Below are 19507 nucleotides of genomic sequence, written 5' to 3' on the forward strand. Positions count from 1 at the left end.
GGTTACTTGTTCTCCGCATCGGTGGGACGGGCGTGGCTGACGGCGGGCTCGTTGCCGCCGAGCAGCAGGTACAGGACCGCCATACGGGTGTGGACGCCGTTGGCGACCTGCTCGACGACCGTGCAGCGCTCGGAGTCGGCGACCTCGGCGGTGATCTCCATGCCGCGCACCATCGGGCCCGGGTGCATCACGATGCCGTGCTCCGGCATCCTGGCCATCCGCAGGCCGTCGAGCCCGTAGCGCCGCGAGTACTCGCGCTCGGTCGGGAAGAAGGCGGCGTTCATGCGTTCGCGCTGCACACGGAGCATCATCACCGCGTCGGACTTCGGCAGCACGGCGTCCAGGTCGTAACTGACGTCGCAGGTCCAGTGCTCGACGCCGACCGGCAGCAGCGTCGGCGGGGCCACCAGGGTGACCTCGGCGCCGAGCGTGTGCAGCAGGTCGACGTTGGAGCGGGCCACCCGGCTGTGCAGCACGTCGCCGACCAGGGTGATGCGCTTGCCCGTCAGGTCCTGGCCGAGCGCGTCCTCGCCGACCAGGCGGCGGCGCATGGTGAAGGCGTCGAGCAGGGCCTGGGTGGGGTGCTGGTGGGTGCCGTCGCCCGCGTTGATGACGGGGGCGTCGATCCAGCCGGAGGTGGCCAGGCGGTAGGGGGCGCCGGAGGCGCTGTGCCGGATGACGACGGCGTCGACGCCCATCGCCTCCAGGGTCTGCGCGGTGTCCTTGAGGGACTCGCCCTTGGAGACCGATGAGCCCTTGGCGGCGAAGTTGATGACGTCCGCGGACAGCCGCTTCTCGGCGGCCTCGAAGGAGATCCGGGTACGGGTGGAGTCCTCGAAGAAGAGGTTGCAGATGGTCCGGCCGCGCAGGGCGGGGAGCTTCTTTATCGGCCGGTCGGAGACCCGGGCCATCTCCTCGGCGGTGTCGAGGATGAGGACGGCGTCGTCGCGGGTGAGGTCGGCGGCCGAGATGAGGTGACGCATCATCGGGGGGTTCTCCAGGTGTGGTGGAGGTGGGGGCGTGCGGGCGCGCAGAAGCAGCCCGTACGGGTCGGTGGTGGCCGTACGGGGGTGGGCGGAGCTACTGCTCGCCGGCCGGAGCGGTCTGCTTGACGCCGAGCAGCACGGCGTCGCGGCCGTCCTCCTCCGCGAGCTGGACCTTGACCGTCTCCCGCAGCGACGTGGGGAGGTTCTTGCCGACGTAGTCGGCGCGGATCGGGAGTTCGCGGTGGCCGCGGTCGACGAGGACCGCGAGCTGTACGGCGCGCGGGCGGCCGATGTCGCCGAGCGCGTCGAGGGCGGCGCGGATGGTGCGGCCCGAGAAGAGGACGTCGTCGACGAGGACGACCAGGCGGCCGTCGATGCCGTCGCCGGGGATCTCGGTGCGGCCGAGCGCGCGGGCCGGCTTCATCCGCAGGTCGTCGCGGTACATGGTGATGTCGAGCGAGCCGACCGGGGTCTTGCCTCCGGTGATCGACTCCAGCTTCACGGCGAGCCGCTCGGCGAGGAAGACGCCACGGGTCGGGATGCCGAGGAGCACCACGTCGTCGGCGCCCTTGGCACGTTCGACGATCTCGTGGGCGATACGGGTCAGGACGCGGGCGATGTCGGGGCCTTCGAGAACGGGCCGCGCCGCATCGGGGTGCGCCGGATCCTGCGGGTGCTGCGTGTCCATATGAAACGGACCTCCTTCTCCGCCTCACGGGACGGACCTTAAAGGACGTCGGAATTGCGCTCCCCACGGTACCAGGGCCCGGGCGCCGTCCCGCACCGGGCCGTCACTCGAACGGGTGAACCGGGCGCGACATCCGCCGTGGCCCGCGGGGCCGCGCCCCGCGCGGAGCCCGTCACTCCTGCGGGGTGGGGGTGTGGACCATTCGGCTTGACGCGGCCAAGTAACGCTGCGTAACCTCACAGTGAGTTACAGCCGCGCGGCGGAGCCGCACGTTGTCACAGCGTCCGGGGAGCTATATGTCCAGCGAATACGCAAAACAGCTCGGGGCCAAGCTCCGCGCCATCCGCACCCAGCAGGGCCTCTCCCTCCACGGCGTGGAGGAGAAGTCCCAGGGCCGCTGGAAGGCCGTCGTGGTCGGCTCGTACGAGCGCGGCGACCGCGCCGTGACCGTACAGCGCCTTGCCGAGCTGGCGGACTTCTACGGCGTTCCGGTGCAGGAGCTGCTGCCGGGCACCACGCCGGGCGGGGCCGCCGAGCCGCCGCCGAAGCTGGTCCTCGACCTTGAGCGCCTCGCGCACGTGCCGCCGGAGAAGGCGGGCCCGTTGCAGCGTTACGCGGCCACCATCCAGTCGCAGCGCGGCGACTACAACGGCAAGGTCCTCTCGATCCGCCAGGACGACCTGCGCACCCTTGCCGTCATCTACGACCAGTCCCCCTCGGTCCTCACCGAGCAGCTGATCAGCTGGGGCGTCCTCGACGCCGACGCGCGCCGCGCGGTCGCGCACGAAGAGGCCTGACGCCCCTTCAGCAGAAACGTGCCGTCGGGCCCGTCGGGAGCACTCGCTCCCGACGGGCCCGACGCGTTTACCGGCGCCTCCCGCGGGTCACGCCTCCCGTCCGCCGGACGCGGCGCGGGCACGGCAAAGGGCCCGCGGCACGGTGGGTGCCGCGGGCCCTTCGGATGGCCTCGTTCCGCCGGAGCTAGTCGCGGCGCAGGCTCGGCTTCAGGTCCTTGAAACGGGCGAGCAGCCCGTTCACGAAGGCCGGGGAGTCGTCCGTGGAGAACTCCTTCGCCAGCTGGACGGCCTCGTCGATGACGACCGCGTCGGGCGTCTCGTCCTCCCAGACCAGCTCGTACGCGCCGAGACGCAGGATGTTCCGGTCCACGACCGGCATCCGGTCGAGCGTCCAGCCCACCGCGTACGTGGAGATGAGGTCGTCGATGCGGTCCACGTGGTCCGCGTACCCCTCGACGAGCTGCATCGTGTACTCGGCGACCGGCGGCTGACGGTCGTCGGACCGCGAGTGCCGCACCCAGTCCGCGAGGACCGTCTGCACGGACTCGCCGCGCTGGTCGGCCTCGAAGAGGATCTGGAAGGCACGCTTGCGGGCCTTGTTCCGGGCAGCCACGGTTAGCTGTTCACCCGGCCGAGGTAGTCACCGGTGCGGGTGTCGACCTTGATCTTCTCACCGGTGGTGATGAAGAGCGGGACGCCGATCTCGTAACCGGTCTCCAGGGTGGCCGGCTTGGTGCCGCCGGTGGAGCGGTCGCCCTGGACGCCCGGGTCGGTGTGCTGGATGACCAGCTCGACGGCGGCCGGGAGCTCGACGTAGAGCACCTCGCCCTCGTGCTGGGCGACCGAGGCGGTGAAGCCCTCGATCAGGAAGTTGGCGGCGTTGCCGACGGCCTTGCGGTCGACCATCAGCTGGTCGTACGTGTCCATGTCCATGAAGACGAAGTACTCGCCGTCCATGTACGAGAACTGCATGTCGCGGCGGTCGATGGTGGCCGTCTCGACCTTCACACCGGCGTTGAAGGTCTTGTCGACGACCTTGCCGGAGAGCACGTTCTTGAGCTTGGTGCGCACGAAGGCCGGGCCCTTGCCGGGCTTGACGTGCTGGAACTCGACGACGGACCAGAGCTGGCCTCCGTCGAGCTTGAGCACCAGGCCGTTCTTGAGGTCGTTCGTGGAAGCCACGGTTGCGGAATCTCCTGGACTGAAAGCTGGTGGACGACCGAGGGTACGCACCTGGGGCGCGTACGCGTGCTAGAGCGCTAGCAGCTCCTTGGTCGTGATGGTGAGTAGCTCGGGGCCGCCGTCCGCCTCGGGGCGTACGACGAGCGTGTCATCGATCCGGACGCCGCCCCGGCCCGGGAGGTGGACCCCCGGTTCGACGGTGACCGGCACGCAAGTGTCCAGTTTACCCATGGCTCCAGGTGCGAGCTGCGGCTCCTCGTCGATTTCGATCCCGACACCGTGGCCGGTGAGCGGTCCGAAGGCCTCCGCATGGCCCGCGGCGCCCAGCACCTGACGGGCCGCGCGGTCCACTTCGCGGTACTCCGCCCCTGGTACGAGGGCCTCGCGACCGGCCCGCTGGGCTGCGAAGACGGCCTCGTACAGCTCGATCTGCCAGTCGGCGGGCGTGGTGCCGATCACGAAGGTGCGGCCGATCTCGCAGCGGTATCCGCGATAGGTCGCACCCAGGCAGACCGAGAGGAAGTCGCCCTCCTCGACCCTTCGGTCGGCCGGACGGTGGCCCGCGCGGCCGGAGTTGGGGCCGGTGCCGACCGAGGTCATGAACGCGGGGCCGTCGGCGCCGTGGTCGACCAGGCGGCGCTCCAGTTCGAGCGCGAGGTGGCGTTCGGTGCGGCCCACCAGGATCGACTCCAGGAGTTCGCCGAGCGCCTGGTCGGTAATCTCCGCGGCGATCCGCAGACAGGCGATCTCGTCCTCGTCCTTGACCAGGCGGCGCTGCTCCACGGCGCCGCCCAGATCGTTCAGGAGGAGCCGGGGAGCCACCGAGCCGAGCGCGCGGTGGCGGGCCACGGACAGGTGGTGCTCCTCCACGGCGAGCGAGTCGGCGCCGCTGGCCGCCGCGAGGTCGGCCGCCGCTACGGCCGCGTCGCCGCCGGGGGCGGGCAGCACGGTGAGCCGCAGGTGCTCGTCGAGGTGCCCCTCGATGAGGTCGCCCGACGGCGTGCGCGGGCACAGCAGTACGTCCTCGGCCGGGCCGAGCAGCAGCACCGCGCCCGGCGGGGCACCGCCCGCGAGATAGCGGACGTTGGCCGGGCGCGAGACCAGGGCCGCCGCGCTGCCCGCGGCCGCGCAGCGGTCCCGCAGCCAGCCGCGGCGCACCGCGAACACCTCTGACATGCCCCGAGCGTATGAGCGGGGGCGTGGTTCGGCCGGTTCTGCGCGTCCGACCGGGGGCCGCCCCGGTAGTCGGTCCGCCCTTGCCCTCACACGCCGGGCGAACTGAGGCAGCCCGCCCTGCCCACCCCGCCAAGGCCGGCCCGGCCCCCCGGGACTCCGCCCCGGACCCCGATCGCGCCTGAACGGCGCTCGTCCTCAAACACCGGACGGGCTGAAACCCCCACCCCGGCAGGACCAACCCCGCCAGGGGCGCGGGGAACTGCGCGAGACGCGACCACGACCCGCAGACGAACCCAAACCCCCGGGCCCCGCCCCAAACCGCGATCCCGCCTGAACGGCGCTCGTCCTCAAACACCGGACGGGCTGAAACCCCCACCCCGGCAGGACCAACCCCGCCAGGGGCGCGGGGAACTGCGCGAGCAAGCCAGCACGGTCCGCGGACGAACCCAAACCCCCGGGGCTCCGCCCCGGACCCCGATCGCGCCTGAACGGCGCTCGTCCTCAATCGCCGGACGGGCTGAGGTGGCCGGTGCTGCCCAGCACCGAGCAGTTAAGGGGCGCGGGGAACTGCGCGAGCAAGCCAGCACGGTCCGCGGACCGGGGCCGGGACCGCCCAGGGCTACCAGTTCGGTGGGCTGGCGATTGTGCGGGCCAGGACGTCGTCCAGGAGGCGGGCCGTGGTGGGCACGTCGTACTGGGAGTTGTCGATGATCGGCAGGCCCGAGCCGTACCAGCCGGCCATCCGCCCGTGGATACCCGCCACCTCTTCGTCGGACAGCCGGCGGTTCCCACTGCGCTCCGCGTTGCGCTCCAGGACCACTTCGAGGCCCGGCAGCAGCACGACCGGAAGCAGACCCGGACCCACGTGCCGCTTCCAGCCGCCGAGGCCGACGACCGGCCGGTCGGGGAAGACCGCGTCGTCCAGGATGCAGGAGATGCCGTTGGCCAGGAAGTTGCGCGCGGCGAAGCCGCAGGTGCGGCGGGCCAGGCGGTACTGGGCCTCGGAGTGGTCGTTCCAGCCGGACTGGGGGTCGGCGAACCCCGAGCACACCCATTCGCGGACGTCGTCCAGGCTGATGTGGGCGGTGGGCACCCGGCGGTGCTGCGCCCAGTACCGGGCCACGGTGGTCTTGCCCGCTCCGGCGGGGCCGATGAGCAGCACCGCGAGCGTGGTGGCGCCGGTGCCCTCGGGCGCCTGGGGCAGCGGCACCGGGCCGCCGGGCGGCAGCGCCACATGGCCCGTGGTGTCGCGCGACGGCGGCCGGGCCGAGGCGTGCTGCGGCGCGGGCCCGTGCCAGCCCTGGCCGGGCGGCTGCTGGGCCGGTGGCGACGGCGGCTGGGAGGGGAGGTGGGCCGCACCGGACCCGGGCGGCGGGCCCGGCTGGTACGGCGGTGCGCCGGGCGCGGGCGGCGCCTGCGGCGCGGGCGGCCCGGACGGGGCGGTGCCCTCCGGCTCGACGCCCTGGGCGGCCCAGCCGTGCGGGGGCCGCCCCGGGGCGTGGGGCGGCGGCAGTGGAGCCCCCCCTGCGTGCTGCATCCGGTGCCACTCCGTCTCGTACAGGCAACTGGCGCTGGTCGGGCGCCCGTCGGTGTGGGCGGCCCGGTGCAGAACCGTACCTCCCCGGGCCGCCACAGTGTGAACGGCCCGGGGCGTGCGAGCGTGCCCGTCAGCCGAGTTGGTCGCCCAGCTCGTCGGCGAGCGCACGCAGTGCCAGGCGGTAGGAGCCGATGCCGAAGCCCGCGACGGTGCCGGTGGCGACGGGCGCGATCACCGAGGTGTGGCGGAATTCCTCACGGGCGTACGGGTTCGAGATGTGCACCTCGATGAGCGGCGCGGTGCGCTGGGCCGCCGCATCGCGCATTCCGTACGAGTAGTGGGTGAAGGCACCCGGGTTGATGACGACCGGAACGCGCCCGTCCGCCGCCTCGTGGAGCCAGCGGATGAGCTCGCCCTCGTCGTTGGTCTCGCGGACCGACACCTCGAAGCCCAGCTCCTTGCCCAGCGCCTCGCAGACCTCGACGAGGCCGGCGTAGGTGGTGGCGCCGTACACGTCGGGCTCGCGGGAGCCGAGACGGCCGAGGTTGGGCCCGTTGAGGACGAACACCGGCCGGCTCACGCCGAGACCTCACCGAAGGCGGCGAGCAGCACCGCCGGGTCGGGACCCTCCAGGACGGTCGGCTTGGCGAGGCCGTCCAGGACGATGAAGCGCAGCAGGTTGCCGCGGGACTTCTTGTCCAGCTTCATGTTCTCCAGCAGCTTGGGCCACTGGTCGCCGCGGTAGGTGAGCGGCAGCCCGACGGACTCCAGGATCGCGCTGTGCCGGTCGGCGGTGGCGCCGTCCAACCGCCCGGCCAGACGGCCGAGTTCGGCCGCGAAGACCATGCCGACGGAGACGGCGGCGCCGTGCCGCCACTTGTAGCGCTCGTTCTTCTCGATGGCGTGGGCCAGGGTGTGGCCGTAGTTGAGGATCTCGCGCAGCCCGGATTCCTTCAGGTCGTTGGAGACGACCTCGGCCTTGACCCGGATGGAGCGCTCGATGAGCTCGGCGGTGTGCGGGCCCTGGGGGGTGCGGGCGCCGGCCGGGTCGGACTCGATGAGGTCGAGGATCACCGGGTCGGCGATGAAGCCGGTCTTGATGACCTCGGCCATGCCCGACACGTAGTCGTGGACGGGCAGCGAGTCCAGTGCGGCCAGGTCGCACAGGACGCCGACGGGCGGGTGGAAGGCGCCCACCAGGTTCTTGCCCTCGGCGGTGTTGATGCCCGTCTTGCCGCCGACGGCCGCGTCCACCATGCCGAGCACCGTGGTCGGCACCGAGATCCAGCGCACCCCGCGCAGCCAGGTCGCGGCGACGAAGCCCGCGAGGTCGGTGGTGGCGCCGCCGCCGACGCCGACGACCACGTCGGTGCGGGTGAAGCCCGACTGGCCCAGCGCCTTCCAGCAGTAGGCGGCGACCTCGGCGGTCTTGGCCTCCTCGGCGTTGGGGACCTGGATCGCGATGGCCTCGTAGCCCTGGGCGGCGAGGTCCTCGCGGATCGCGTCACCGGTGCCGGCCAGCGCCTCGGGGTGGATGATCGCGACCCGTCCGGTCCGGTCGCCGATCAGCCCGGCGAGCTCGCCCAGCAGGTTGTGGCCGACGAGCACTTCGTACGGGTCAGTGCCGGCGGAGCCGCCGACCTGGATCCGGGTGGGTGCCTGCTCCGTCATGCGTCCTTCAACTCCAGTGCGTCGAGGACCGCCTGGGCGACCTCTTCGGGGGTGCGCCCGTCGGTCGCGACGACCGCACGGGCGACTTCGGTGTACAGGGGGCGCCGTGCGTCCATCAGCTCGCGCCACTGCCGGCGCGGGTTGACGGCGAGCAGCGGCCGGGCGGTGTTCAGGCCGACGCGCCTGACCGCCTCCTCGACGTCCAGCGAGAGGTAGACGACGGGGTGCGCCGCGAGCAGCCCGCGGGTCCCCTCGTCGAGGACCGCGCCGCCGCCGAGCGCGAGCACGCCGGCGTGCTCGGCCAGCGCGGTACGGACCGCGGCCCGTTCCAGGGCGCGGAAGTGCGGCTCGCCGTCCTCGATGAAGATGTCCGAGATCTCGCGGCCCTCGGCGGCCACGATGTCCGCGTCGGTGTCCCGGTAGGGCGCGCCGAGCCGTTCCGCGAGCAGCGCGCCCACCGTGGACTTGCCCGATCCCATCGGGCCGACGAGGACGACCAGGGGTCCGGTGGTGCTCACCGGATCTGCAGGTTGTCGAGGTAGGACCGGACGTTGCGGCGGGTCTCGGGCACGCTGTCGCCGCCGAACTTCTCGGCGACCGCGTCCGCCAGGACGAGCGCGACCATGGCCTCGGCGACGATGCCGGCGGCCGGCACGGCGCACACGTCGGAGCGCTGGTGGTGGGCCTTGGCGGCCTCGCCGGTGGCGACGTCGATGGTGGCGAGCGCGCGGGGCACGGTGGCGATGGGCTTCATCGCGGCCCGTACGCGCAGCAGTTCACCGGTGGTGAGCCCGCCCTCGGTGCCGCCGGAGCGGCCGGAGGTGCGCCGGACGCCGTCGGCGGTGTTGACGATCTCGTCGTGCGCCTTGGAGCCGGGCACCCGGGCCAGGTCGAAGCCGTCGCCGACCTCGACGCCCTTGATCGCCTGGATGCCCATGAGGGCGGCGGCGAGCCGCGCGTCCAGGCGGCGGTCCCAGTGCACGTGGGAGCCGAGGCCGACGGGCACGCCGTAGGCCAGGACTTCCACGACGCCGCCGAGGGTGTCGCCGTCCTTGTGGGCCTGGTCGATCTCGGCGACCATCGCCTTCGACGCGTCCGCGTCCAGGCAGCGCACCGGGTCGGCGTCCAGCTTCTCGACGTCGGCCGGGGTCGGCAGCACCCCGTAGGGGGCCTTGGCCGCGGCCAGCTCCACCACGTGGGAGACGATCTCGATGCCCGCGGTCTCCTTGAGGTAGGAGCGGGCCACCGCGCCGAGCGCGACGCGGGCCGCGGTCTCGCGGGCGCTGGCGCGCTCCAGGACGGGCCGGGCCTCGTCGAAGCCGTACTTCTGCATGCCGGCGAGGTCGGCGTGGCCGGGCCTGGGCCGGGTCAGCGGGGCGTTGCGGGCCAGCTCCGCGAGGATCTCGGGGTCGACCGGGTCGGCCGACATGACCTGCTCCCACTTGGGCCACTCGGTGTTGCCCACCATGACCGCGATCGGCGAGCCCATGGACAGGCCGTGCCGTACGCCGCCGAGGAAGGTCACCTCGTCGCGCTCGAACTTCATCCGGGCACCGCGTCCATAGCCGAGGCGCCGCCGGGCCAGGTGGTCGGCCACCATGTCCGTGGTGATCGGGACGCCGGCGGGAAGGCCCTCCAGCGTCGCGACGAGTGCGGGGCCGTGGGACTCCCCCGCGGTCAGCCAGCGCAACCTGCTCAACGGTGCTCCTCGTTGCTCGCGCGTCCGGGTACTACGGCGGCGTTACCGGGGTGCGCGGCCCTGGCCCGCCACCCCCGATCCTCCCACGTCCCGGGAGGTGGGCCGGGCCGAGGTCCAGCAGGCGGACCGTGATCCCGCCGGGCGGGTGCGCGCGGGCGGCCCGCGGGCGCCGGTTCAGCGCAGCGCGAGGGCCGCTTCGCCCGCCTTGCGCATGACGTCGAGCGGGGCCGCGCGGCATCCCGTCATCTGCTCGACCTGGAGCACGGCCTGGTGCACGAGCAGGTCGAGCCCGCCGACGACCGCTCCCCCGCGCCCGGTCCAGGCCGCCGCGAGCGCGGTCGGCCAGGGTTCGTACAGCACGTCGAAGAGGGTGCCCGGCCGCTCGGGGACGGCCGTGGCCAGCGCGTCGGTGGTGCCGGCCGGGGTGGTGGCGATGACCAGCGGTTCCCCGAAGGCCTCGGCCGCCCGCGCCCAGTCGGCGGTGCGCACGTCGACGCCGAGCCGCTCGCCCCAGCCGCGCATCTCCTCGGCCCGCGCGGCACTGCGGACGTACGCGGTGACCGGGCCGGTGCAGATCCGGGCGAGCGCGGCGAGCGCTGAGGAGGCGGTGGCGCCTGCGCCGAGGACGGCCGCGGAGCCGACGCCGCTCACACCGCGCTCCTCCAGGGCCGCGATCATGCCGGGGACGTCGGTGTTGTCGCCGAGGCGGCGGCCGTCGTCGGTGAAGACGACGGTGTTGACCGCCTCGACCGAGGCCGCCGTGGCGCTCACCGCGTCGAGCAGCGGGATGACCGCCCGTTTCAGCGGCATCGTGAGCGAGAGGCCCGCCCAGGAGGTGTCGAGCCCCGCGAAGAAGCCGGAGAGCCCCGCCTCGTCGACCTCGAACCGGTCGTAGGACCAGTGGTCGAGGCCGAGTTCGGCGTACGCGGCGCGGTGCAGGACGGGGGACAGCGAGTGGGCGATGGGCGAGCCGAGAACGGCCGCCCTGCGCGCACCCTCACTGGCCTGACTGGGCATCGAACTCTGCCTTCAGCTTGTTGAACTCGCCCAGGGTCTTGGCGAACTCGGTCTTGTGCTTGCCGTCGGTGGCCACGAAGTACATCCAGCCGTCGCTGGTCGGGTCGAGCGCGGCGGCCAGCGCTTCACTGCCGGGGTTGCTGATCGGGCCGGGGGTGAGCCCGCGCCACTTGTAGGTGTTGTACGGGTCCGGGTTGCTGTTGATCTCGGACAGCCCGATCTTGATGTCGCTCTTGTTGGTGAGGTAGTTGTACGCCGAGTCGAACTGGAGCTTCTGGTTGGTCTGGATGTTGTCCGGCTTGAGGCGGTTGTAGACGACCTCGGACATCTTGCGGAAGTCGTCGGGCGACTTGCCCTCGGCCTGGACCAGGCTGGCCACGGTGATGAGCTGCCAGGGACCGTCCAGCTTCAGCTTCTTGGCCTCGGCGGCCAGGTCCTGCTTGCCGTACTCGGAGGTGGCCCGGTTGACCATCTTCTTCAGGACGTCCTCGGGCTTCATGCCCTTGGCCACCGGATAGCTCGCCGGGTAGAGGAAGCCCTCCAGCGGGTCCTTGACGTCCTTGTGGTTCTTGGCCCAGTCCGGCAGGCCCATGCTGTCGGCGTTCTTGAGCGCGATGTTCTTGGTGGTGCCGGGCGACAGGCCGAGACGGTCGTCGATCTTGTCGTAGACCCAGGAGTTGCGTTTGCCTTCGGGAATGATGAGCGAGTTGCGGCTGGTCGGATCCAGCATCAGCTTGACCGCGTTCGCCGCCGACATGCCCTTCTTCAGGGTGTAGGCGCCGGCCTGAATGGTCTTGCCCTTGGGGTCGTCGTTCTGCGCCTGGATGAAGGCGTCGATGCTCTTGACGACACCGGCCTGCTTGAGGAGCTGGCCGATCTCGGAGCCGCCCGCACCCGTCGGCACCTCGACGGTGACGGTCTCGCTCGTGCCCGCGCCCACGTAGTCCGGGGCCGCGCCGAACTTCTTCTGGTAGAAGTCGTAGCCCACGTAGCCGACGCCGCCCGCGCCGATCGCGAAGACCACCGCGAGCACGAGGCAGGCGCGCCCGCTCTTGCCCTTCTTCTTGGTCTTGCTCCGCCGGTCGCGGCCACCACCGCCGGCATCGGCTCTGCGGGACGGGCGCGGCTCGTCGTCATCGCGTTCGCTTTCGCCAACACCGGTGAAGAACGGGTGGCTCTCCTCCTGCGGTTCGGCGTCCCACTCGTGGCCCTGTTCCGGCACCTCGGGGGCGGCCGTCGCCCGGCGCCGGCCGGGCGGCTGCGGCGGCGGGTACGCCTCGGACGTGCCGTAGACGTCCTGGCCCTCACCGGCATAGCCGTTGTTGTACGGGTCGGGCTGCTGGCCCACGTACGGCATCGCGGCCTGCTGGCCGGTGCTGTCCCAGCCGGCGTCGTACTGCTGCGGGTACGCCGGCGGCGCCGCGTACTGGTCCGCGTACTGGTGCGGGGCGTAGCCCTGCTGGACCTGGTCGGCGTAGCCCTGCTGCACCTGCTGGTCCGCGTACTGCGGCTGCGCATACTGCTGGGGATACTGCTGCTGGGCGTACGGATCCTGCGACTGCTGCGGGTAGTACGGCTGCCCGCCCTGCTGCGCGTACTGCTCCTGCTGCTGGTGGCCGTCGTACGAAGCCTGACCGGAGGCAGCCTGCTGCGCTCCCCACCCCTGGTCCCCGTAGAGGGGATCCGCTGGATGCCACGGTTCGGAGCCTTGGCCCCGGCCATACTCAGTCATCGGTCCCCTAGAGCCGCGAGGCATCCGGACGGTCCGCCTCTTTTGCTGTGCGGCGACTGTTCGAATGCCTCCGCATCGGCCGGAACGTTACCGTATCGCGATCAGATAACCACTTCGACGCCTTCGCCAGGAGGGTTGCCTGACACCCGTTCGGCCTCAAGTGCGTTCTGCAGGATGACCACGGCCGCGGCCTGGTCGATGACGGAACGTCCCTTCTTCGACTTCACCCCGGAGGCCCGCAGGCCCTGGGTCGCGGTCACCGTCGTCATCCGCTCGTCGACCAGGCGCACCCCGATGGGCGCGATACCACGCGCCAACTCCCGGACGAAGACCCGGACTTTGGCCGCCGCCGGGCCCTCGCCGCCGTTCAGCGAGCGGGGCAGTCCGACGACGACCTCGATCGGCTCGTACTCCTCGACCAGCTGCCGCAGCCGCCGGTGGGCCGCCGGGACGTCACGCCCCGGGACGGTCTCCACCGGCGTGGCGAGCACCCCGTCGGGGTCGCACGAGGCGACCCCGATCCGGGCGTCCCCGACGTCAATGGCGAGTCGGCGTCCTCGTCGCATCAGGCGGTCTCGGCTACCTGGCGCTCGACGGCGTCGATGGCGTCGCCGATCGCGTCCGGGTTCTGGCCGCCGCCCTGGGCGACGTCCGGCTTGCCGCCACCGCCGCCGCCCAGGGTCTTGGCAGCGGTACGGACCAGTTCACCGGCCTTGAGCCCGCGCTCGCGCGCGGCCTCGTTGGTGGCGATGACCGTCACGGGACGGCCGCCCGCCGTGGTGAACAGGGCCACGACCGCCGGGCGGTCGCCGGGGATCCGGCCGCGCACGTCGAGGACCAGCTTGCGCAGGTCGTCGGCGGAGGTGCCGTCCGGCACCTGGCCGGTGACGAGCGCGGTGCCGCGGACGTCCTTGGCGGTGTCGACGAGACCGGCTGCGGCCTGGAGCACCTTCTCGGCGCGGAACTTCTCGATCTCCTTCTCGGCGTCCTTCAGCTTGCCGAGCATGGCGGAGATCTTCTCGGGCAGCTCGTCGGCGCGGCCCTTGACCAGTTCCTGGAGCTGGGCGACGACCGTGTGCTCACGGGCCAGGAAGTTGTACGCGTCGACGCCGACCAGCGCCTCGATGCGGCGCACGCCCGAGCCGATGGACGACTCGCCGAGCAGCTTCACCAGACCGAGCTGGGCGGTGTTGTGCACGTGGGTGCCGCCGCACAGCTCCTTGGAGAAGTCGCCGATGGTGACGACGCGGACCCGCTCGCCGTACTTCTCGCCGAACTCGGCGATGGCGCCCTGCTTCTTGGCCTCGTCGATCGACATGACCTCGGCCTGCACGTCGAGCTCGCGGGAGAGCACCTCGTTGATCTTCTGCTCGACGTCGGTGAGGACCGTGCCGGGCACGGCGGCGGGCGAACCGAAGTCGAAGCGGAAGCGGCCCGGCGAGTTCTCGGAGCCGGCCTGGGCGGCGGTCGGGCCGAGCGCGTCGCGCAGCGCCTGGTGGGTGAGGTGGGTCGCGGAGTGGGCGCGGGCGATGGCGCGCCGGCGCTTGGTGTCGATGGCCGCGTACGCCGAGGCGCCGACGGTCACCTCGCCGACCTGGACGACACCCTTGTGCACGTGCACGCCGGGCACCGGCTTCTGCACGTCGCGGACCTCGATGACCGCGCCGCTGTCGAGCTTGATGCGGCCCTGGTCGGCGAGCTGGCCGCCGCCCTCGGCGTAGAAGGGGCTGCGGTCGAGGACGACCTCGACCTCGTCGCCCTCGGTGGCGGCGGGCGAGGGCACTCCGTCGACGAGCAGGCCGACGATGGTCGACTCGTTCTCGGTGGAGGTGTAGCCGGTGAAGTCGGTCGCGCCGGAGTTGTCGGCCACCTCGCGGTAGGCGGACAGGTCGGCGTGGCCGGTCTTCTTGGCGCGGGCGTCGGCCTTGGCCTGGTCGCGCTGCTGCTTCATCAGACGGCGGAAGCCGTCCTCGTCCACGGACAGGCCCTGTTCGGCGGCCATCTCCAGGGTGAGGTCGATCGGGAAGCCCCAGGTGTCGTGGAGCAGGAACGCCTTGTCGCCGGCCAGGACCGTGCCACCGGTGGCCTTGGTCTCGGTGATGGCGGTGTCCAGGATGTTGGTGCCGCCGCGCAGCGCCTTGAGGAAGGCGGCCTCCTCGGCGAGGGCGACCGTCTCGATGCGCTTGCGGTCGGTCAGGAGCTCCGGGTACTGCAGGCCCATCGTCTTGATGACGACGTCGATCAGTTCCTGGACGACCGGGCCGGTGGCGCCCATCAGGCGCATGTTGCGGATGGCGCGGCGCATGATGCGGCGCAGCACATAGCCGCGGCCCTCGTTGCCCGGGGTCACGCCGTCGCCGATGAGCATCACCGAGGTGCGGATGTGGTCGGCGACCACGCGCATGGAGACGTCCGACTCGTGCTTGTCGCCGTAGCGGACGCCGGTCAGCTCGGTGGCCTTGTCCATGACGACGCGCAGGGTGTCGGTCTCGTACATGTTCTGCACGCCCTGCAGGATCATCGCGAGACGTTCGAGGCCGAGGCCGGTGTCGATGTTCTGGGACGGCAGGTCGCCGAGGATCGGGAAGTCCTCCTTGCCCTCGCCGGCGCCGCGCTCGTACTGCATGAAGACCAGGTTCCAGATCTCCACGTACCGCTCGTCGTTGACGGCGGGGCCGCCCTCGGCGCCGAACTCGGGGCCGCGGTCGTAGTTGATCTCGGAGCAGGGGCCGCACGGTCCGGGCACGCCCATGGACCAGAAGTTGTCCTTCTTGCCCAGGCGCTGGATGCGCTCCTTCGGCACTCCGACGACCTCGTGCCAGATCCGCTCGGCCTCGTCGTCGTCGAGGTAGACGGTGATCCAGAGCTTCTCGGGCTCCAGGCCGTAGCCGCCGTCCGCCACGGAGCTGGTGAGCAGCTCCCAGGCGTACTTGATGGCGCCTTCCTTGAAGTAGTCCCCGAAGGAGAAGTTGCCGCACATCTGGAAGAACGTGCCGTGCCGGGTGGTCTTGCCGACCTCTTCGATGTCCGGCGTGCGCACGCACTTCTGCACGCTGGTGGCGCGCGGGGCGGGCGGCTTGGTCTCACCCAGGAAGTAGGGCTTGAAGGGGACCATGCCGGCGTTGACGAGCAGCAGAGTCGGGTCGTCCGCGATGAGCGACGCCGAAGGGACGACGGTGTGCCCGCGCTCCTCGAAGAAGCTCAGCCAGCGGCGGCGAATCTCGGCCGACTCCATCAGTGGTCCTCATTCCGGTTGTACGAATGCTTGGTGTGCTGCTGTGTGGTCTCGATGGCGACGAGGCGGCGCTGCGCGGGCAGTTCACGCGGCGGCTCGCTCTCGGCGATGCCCAGGACGTCGTTGAGTTCGGCCTCGCGCTGAGCCATGCCGGACTTGATGTCGAGGGCGAAGTCCTTGAGCCGGTGGCCGGCCTCGACCGCCTTGTCGGCGGCGCGCGCGGCCAGGCTCTCGGGGGTGAGTTGTCTCAGCTTCCGGTTCACCTTGGCGGTGGCCCAGACTCCGGTGGCCGCGCCCGCGGTGAACCAGAACGTACGGCGGAACATCGCGGCGTCAGCCCTTTCGCTTGGAGCGGCGCGCGGACGGCACGGTCCGTCCGACGATCACGGTGTGGCGGGCCTCGTCGCTCCGCTGCCGGCGGCTCTCCCGCGCGGGCGCGTCGGCGGGGGCGGCGCCCTTGCGGCCGATGGCCCGGCGCACCCCGTACCCGAAGGCCGCGACCTTGACCAGCGGGCCGCCGAAGGTGGAGGCGACCGTGGTGGAGAGCGCGGAGGCGTTGGAGGTGACCTCCTGGACGTCGGAGGCGATGGCGTCGACCCGGTCCAGCTGGGTCTGTGCCGAGCGCACCGCGTCCGAGGCGTCGGCGAGCAGGGGGACGGCCTGGTCGGTCACGTCCGCTACCAGCTTGGTCGTCGCCTTCAGCGTCTGGGCCAGCCTCACGAGAACGACCGCGAGGAAGGACACCAGGATCGCCCAGAAGACGGCCACCAGGATCCCGGCCACCTCTCCACCGGACACTTGCACCGCTCCCCGCAACCCGTCGGAACTCGACAACCTCGAAAACTCGAAACCTCGAAAAAGGTAGTCCTGCGAGCCTATCGCGCCGCGGATGGCTTCCCGTACCGCGTTCTCCGCCGCCGCGCGCGGAGTTGGGCAAGACGATTGTACGCAGTGCACACCCTTGAGTACGCTGCGTGTCCCATGCGCTCCCATCTGCCCGCAGAGTTGAACCGCTTCGTCGGGCGCGACCGCGAACTGACCCGCCTCGACCATCTCCTCGGCCACGCGCGGATGGTCACGGTGACCGGCGTCGGCGGGGTCGGCAAGACCCGCTTCGCCCTGCGGGCCGCGGCCTGGGCGGCAGCGCAGGAACGGTACTGCGACGGTGTCCGGCTGGTCGAGCTGTCCTCTCTCACCGATCCCGCGCTGCTCGACCACGCCGTCGCCGAGGCGCTCGGTCTGACCGACCACACGGCGAGACCGCCGCGCCGGCAGCTGCTCGACCACCTCGCGGAGCGCGAACTCCTGCTGGTGCTCGACGGGTTCGAGCAGTTGGTCCAGGGCTGCGCCGAGCTGGTGCGGGAGCTGCTGCGCGACTGCCCAGGGCTGCGGGTGCTGGCCGCCGGGCGGCTGCCGCTGCGGATCGACGGCGAGCAGGTGTTCCCGCTCGCGCCGATGACCGAGCAGGACGCGGTGGCGCTCTTCGCCGAGCGGGCGGCGGGCGTCCGCGGGGGCGAGCGGCCGGCCGAGGGGGACGAGGCCGTCGCCGAGCTGTGCCGGCGCCTGGACGGGATTCCGCTGGCTCTGGAACTGGCCGCGGGCCGGCTCGGGGCGCTGTCGCCGGAGCAGTTGCTGCGCCGCCTCGACGACCGGTTCCGCCTGCTCACCGGCGGCGGCCGCGGCTCGCTCCCCCGCCACCAGACCCTGCGCACCACGATCGGCTGGAGCCACGAGCTGTGCACGGGCGCACAGCGGCTGCTCTGGGCGCGGCTGGCCGTGTTCGCGGGCAGCTTCGACCTGGAGGCCGTCGAGTACATCTGCGTGGGCCCCGATCTGCCCCAGCAGGACGTCCTCGACGTCCTCGGCGAGCTGCTCGACCAGTCGGTGGTGGTGCGCGAGGACGGCCCCGGCGGCCCGCGCTACCGGCTGCTGGACACGGTCCGCGAGTACGGCGCCGAATGGCTGGTGGCGACGGGGGACGCGGAACGGCTGCACCGGCGCCACCGCGACTGGTACCTGGGTCTTGCCACCTGGTGCGAGCTGGACTGGTTCAGTCCCCGCCAGGCGGAGGTGGCCCTGCGCGTGGAGGGCGAACTGCCCAATCTGCGGGCCGCGATGGAGTTCTCGCTCACCTCGCGCGAGGACACGCACCTCGCCCAGTACCTGGCGGGCACGCTCTGGTTCTACTGGACGGGCTGCGGGCGCCTGGCGGAGGGCCGGCACTGGCTGACGCAGGTCCTGGACGCCGGGAGCGAGCACGACAGCTCCCGCCTGAAGGCGCTGTGGGTCCTCGGCTACGTGGCGGTGCTGCAGGGCGACGCGGTGGCGGCCATCGCGGCGCTGCAGGAGTGCCGCGAGGAGGCCGAGTTGCGCGGCGACCCGGTGGCCGCGGCGTACGCGGTGCACCGCACCGGCTGTCTGGCCCTGGTCACCGACGACATGCCGCGCGCCGAGGAGCTGATCCGCGCGGCCCTCGCCGAGTACGACGAGGTCGGCGAGCTCAACAGCAACGTCCTGATGGGCCAGGTCGAGCTGGCCATGGCGGTGGGCTTTCGCGGGCGACTGGACGAGGCGGTCTCGGTGTGCGAGCAGGTCGTGGAGATCTGCGACGAGCACGGCGAGCGCTGGGCCCGGGCCTACGCGCGCTACGTCCTGGCGTACGCGGCCTGGTACGGCGGTGATTTCGGGCGGGCGCGCGCCCTGCTGCGCGAGAGCCTCGCGGTCGCCCACACCTTCCACGATCTGGTGGGCACGGTGCTCACGCTCGAAATGCTGGCGCTGGTGGAGGCCGACACCGGCGACCCGGCGGAGGCGGCCGTGCTCCAGGGGGCCGCGGAGCGGCTGTGGCCGTCGGTGGGCCTGCCGCTGTTCGGCTCGGCGTACTTCTACGCCGCGCACGTGCTGTGCGAGGAGCGCACCCGCGAGCGGCTCGGCGACGCGGCGTACGAGACGCACCGGCGGCGCGGCGCGGGCCTGGACGCGGACGGGGCAGTGGCACGGGGCCTCGGCCGGGCCGGTCAAGAGGCCGATGGCGCAAGGGAGTTGACGCCCGCGCGCGAGGGCCGGACGCCCGAGGACCCCGGACACGCGAAAGCCCGCCGCCTCCCGCTCCGTGCGGAGCGGGGGGACGGCGGGCTGAAGCGCTGAGGCTCCGGTGCTACGCCTGGATCAGCGGGCGTAGTACTCGACGACGAGCTGCTCGTCGCAGATGACCGGGATTTCCTTGCGGTTCGGGTCGCGGTCCAGGCGGAAGGCCAGGGCCTTCAGGTTCACCTGGAGGTAGCGCGGGGTCTCGCCCTCGCCGGCGTAGCCACCCTCGCGGGCGACCTGGAAGGGGACCTTCTCGCGGCTGCGCTCGCGGACCGTCACGACGTCGTCCGGACGGACGCGGAACGACGGCTTGTCGACCTTGGCGCCGTTGACCTGGATGTGACCGTGCACGACCATCTGGCGGGCCTGGTAGATGGTGCGGGCGATGCCCGAACGCAGGACCAGGGCGTCGAGGCGGCGCTCGAGCTCGACGACCAGCGCCTCGCCCGTCTTGCCCTCGGCCTTCTTGGCGCGGTCGTAGGCACGCGCCATCTGGCGCTCGCTGATGTCGTACTGGGCGCGCAGACGCTGCTTCTCGAGCAGACGGACCTTGTAGTCCGAGTTCTGCTTGCGGCCACGGCCGTGCTCGCCCGGCGGGTAGGGGCGGGCCTCGAAGTACTTGACGGCCTTCGGCGTCAGCGCGATGCCGAGCGCACGGGACTTCTTGACCTTGGGACGCGACTGGTTAGGCACGTTC

At 71.9% G+C, this 19507-nt stretch carries 18 protein-coding genes and 1 pseudogene; 2 read left to right on the forward strand and 17 right to left on the reverse strand.

All coding sequences use genetic code 11. The annotated features are described in order from the left end of the window. Window positions 1-2: 2 nt before the first annotated feature. Window positions 3-986, reverse strand: a complete 984-nt coding sequence (locus ACGF3I_RS27285) for an aspartate carbamoyltransferase catalytic subunit (protein WP_393136442.1) — start codon at window positions 984-986, stop codon at window positions 3-5. Window positions 987-1080: 94 nt separating this feature from the next. Further along, entirely contained in the window at window positions 1081-1674 is a 594-nt protein-coding gene (pyrR, locus tag ACGF3I_RS27290) for a bifunctional pyr operon transcriptional regulator/uracil phosphoribosyltransferase PyrR (protein ID WP_393136444.1), read from the reverse strand. 296 nt (window positions 1675-1970) lie between these two features. On the opposite strand from pyrR, the gene bldD reads away from it, so the two are divergent. Next, complete coding sequence (gene bldD, locus ACGF3I_RS27295) at window positions 1971-2471, forward strand: transcriptional regulator BldD (RefSeq protein ID WP_093894511.1); 501 nt, start codon at window positions 1971-1973, stop codon at window positions 2469-2471. Between the two features lie 184 nt (window positions 2472-2655). On the opposite strand, the gene nusB is transcribed toward bldD, so the two are convergent. The 14 genes from nusB to ACGF3I_RS27365 form a co-directional block, all read right to left on the reverse strand. Continuing rightward, the gene (nusB, locus tag ACGF3I_RS27300; protein ID WP_053724514.1) at window positions 2656-3084 is read right to left on the reverse strand and encodes a transcription antitermination factor NusB; all 429 of its coding nucleotides are present in this window, start codon (window positions 3082-3084) and stop codon (window positions 2656-2658) included. Window positions 3085-3086: 2 nt separating this feature from the next. Further along, window positions 3087-3653 carry an elongation factor P gene (efp, locus tag ACGF3I_RS27305; RefSeq protein ID WP_393136447.1) on the reverse strand — a complete coding sequence of 189 codons (567 nt, stop codon included), beginning with the start codon at window positions 3651-3653 and terminating at the stop codon, window positions 3087-3089. 69 nt (window positions 3654-3722) lie between these two features. Beyond that, a complete protein-coding gene (locus ACGF3I_RS27310; protein ID WP_393136449.1) occupies window positions 3723-4829 on the reverse strand; it encodes a M24 family metallopeptidase in 1107 nt (368 codons plus the stop codon). Window positions 4830-5448: 619 nt separating this feature from the next. Further along, a complete protein-coding gene (locus ACGF3I_RS27315) occupies window positions 5449-6366 on the reverse strand; it encodes a Pro-rich N-terminal domain-containing protein (RefSeq protein ID WP_393136451.1) in 918 nt (305 codons plus the stop codon). Window positions 6367-6496: 130 nt separating this feature from the next. Next, on the reverse strand, window positions 6497-6946 hold the full coding sequence (gene aroQ / locus ACGF3I_RS27320) for a type II 3-dehydroquinate dehydratase (protein WP_393136453.1): 450 nt from the start codon (window positions 6944-6946) through the stop codon (window positions 6497-6499). Next, window positions 6943-8037: a 3-dehydroquinate synthase gene (aroB, locus tag ACGF3I_RS27325; RefSeq protein WP_393136455.1), complete on the reverse strand. Its 1095-nt coding sequence runs from the start codon at window positions 8035-8037 to the stop codon at window positions 6943-6945. The genes aroQ and aroB overlap by 4 nt, the downstream gene beginning before the upstream one ends. Next, window positions 8034-8516 carry a shikimate kinase gene (locus ACGF3I_RS27330; protein ID WP_393136553.1) on the reverse strand — a complete coding sequence of 161 codons (483 nt, stop codon included), beginning with the start codon at window positions 8514-8516 and terminating at the stop codon, window positions 8034-8036. Before ACGF3I_RS27330 ends, aroB begins: the two co-directional genes overlap by 4 nt. A gap of 35 nt (window positions 8517-8551) precedes the next feature. Continuing rightward, on the reverse strand, window positions 8552-9736 hold the full coding sequence (gene aroC / locus ACGF3I_RS27335) for a chorismate synthase (RefSeq protein WP_393136457.1): 1185 nt from the start codon (window positions 9734-9736) through the stop codon (window positions 8552-8554). Between the two features lie 174 nt (window positions 9737-9910). Next, complete coding sequence (locus ACGF3I_RS27340) at window positions 9911-10753, reverse strand: shikimate dehydrogenase (protein WP_393136459.1); 843 nt, start codon at window positions 10751-10753, stop codon at window positions 9911-9913. Further along, entirely contained in the window at window positions 10734-12485 is a 1752-nt protein-coding gene (gene mltG / locus ACGF3I_RS27345) for an endolytic transglycosylase MltG (RefSeq protein ID WP_393136461.1), read from the reverse strand. The genes ACGF3I_RS27340 and mltG overlap by 20 nt, the downstream gene beginning before the upstream one ends. A 101-nt stretch (window positions 12486-12586) precedes the next feature. Continuing rightward, window positions 12587-13051, reverse strand: a complete 465-nt coding sequence (ruvX, locus tag ACGF3I_RS27350; protein WP_393136463.1) for a Holliday junction resolvase RuvX — start codon at window positions 13049-13051, stop codon at window positions 12587-12589. Further along, window positions 13051-15720, reverse strand: coding sequence for an alanine--tRNA ligase (gene alaS, locus ACGF3I_RS27355; protein WP_393136465.1), 2670 nt, complete (start codon window positions 15718-15720; stop codon window positions 13051-13053). The genes ruvX and alaS overlap by 1 nt, the downstream gene beginning before the upstream one ends. Beyond that, entirely contained in the window at window positions 15720-16046 is a 327-nt protein-coding gene (locus tag ACGF3I_RS27360) for a DUF6167 family protein (RefSeq protein WP_393136467.1), read from the reverse strand. Before ACGF3I_RS27360 ends, alaS begins: the two co-directional genes overlap by 1 nt. A 7-nt stretch (window positions 16047-16053) precedes the next feature. Continuing rightward, a complete protein-coding gene (locus ACGF3I_RS27365) occupies window positions 16054-16518 on the reverse strand; it encodes a DUF948 domain-containing protein (RefSeq protein WP_393136469.1) in 465 nt (154 codons plus the stop codon). A 183-nt stretch (window positions 16519-16701) separates the two neighbouring features. On the opposite strand from ACGF3I_RS27365, the pseudogene ACGF3I_RS27370 reads away from it, so the two are divergent. Next, window positions 16702-18859: pseudogene (locus ACGF3I_RS27370) on the forward strand (ATP-binding protein). A gap of 29 nt (window positions 18860-18888) precedes the next feature. Here ACGF3I_RS27370 and rpsD read toward each other — a convergent pair. Beyond that, window positions 18889-19503 carry a 30S ribosomal protein S4 gene (rpsD, locus tag ACGF3I_RS27375; RefSeq protein WP_120728451.1) on the reverse strand — a complete coding sequence of 205 codons (615 nt, stop codon included), beginning with the start codon at window positions 19501-19503 and terminating at the stop codon, window positions 18889-18891. Window positions 19504-19507: the final 4 nt, after the last annotated feature.

Origin of the sequence: Streptomyces sp. NPDC048111, from assembly GCF_043202815.1 — a bacterium.
GTDB lineage: Bacteria > Actinomycetota > Actinomycetes > Streptomycetales > Streptomycetaceae > Streptomyces.

What these genes read in the sequence shown, in the direction of transcription:
- ACGF3I_RS27285 (WP_393136442.1), bottom strand. Translation starts at nt 986, where the DNA reads ATGATGCGTCACCTCATCTCGGCCGCCGACCTCACCCGCGACGACGCC.
- pyrR (WP_393136444.1), bottom strand. Translation starts at nt 1,674, where the DNA reads ATGGACACGCAGCACCCGCAGGATCCGGCGCACCCCGATGCGGCGCGG.
- bldD (WP_093894511.1), top strand. Translation starts at nt 1,971, where the DNA reads ATGTCCAGCGAATACGCAAAACAGCTCGGGGCCAAGCTCCGCGCCATC.
- ACGF3I_RS27310 (WP_393136449.1), bottom strand. Translation starts at nt 4,829, where the DNA reads ATGTCAGAGGTGTTCGCGGTGCGCCGCGGCTGGCTGCGGGACCGCTGC.
- ACGF3I_RS27315 (WP_393136451.1), bottom strand. Translation starts at nt 6,366, where the DNA reads ATGCAGCACGCAGGGGGGGCTCCACTGCCGCCGCCCCACGCCCCGGGG.
- aroB (WP_393136455.1), bottom strand. Translation starts at nt 8,037, where the DNA reads ATGACGGAGCAGGCACCCACCCGGATCCAGGTCGGCGGCTCCGCCGGC.
- ACGF3I_RS27330 (WP_393136553.1), bottom strand. Translation starts at nt 8,516, where the DNA reads ATGGGATCGGGCAAGTCCACGGTGGGCGCGCTGCTCGCGGAACGGCTC.
- ACGF3I_RS27340 (WP_393136459.1), bottom strand. Translation starts at nt 10,753, where the DNA reads ATGCCCAGTCAGGCCAGTGAGGGTGCGCGCAGGGCGGCCGTTCTCGGC.
- mltG (WP_393136461.1), bottom strand. Translation starts at nt 12,485, where the DNA reads ATGACTGAGTATGGCCGGGGCCAAGGCTCCGAACCGTGGCATCCAGCG.
- ruvX (WP_393136463.1), bottom strand. Translation starts at nt 13,051, where the DNA reads ATGCGACGAGGACGCCGACTCGCCATTGACGTCGGGGACGCCCGGATC.
- alaS (WP_393136465.1), bottom strand. Translation starts at nt 15,720, where the DNA reads ATGGAGTCGGCCGAGATTCGCCGCCGCTGGCTGAGCTTCTTCGAGGAG.
- ACGF3I_RS27360 (WP_393136467.1), bottom strand. Translation starts at nt 16,046, where the DNA reads ATGTTCCGCCGTACGTTCTGGTTCACCGCGGGCGCGGCCACCGGAGTC.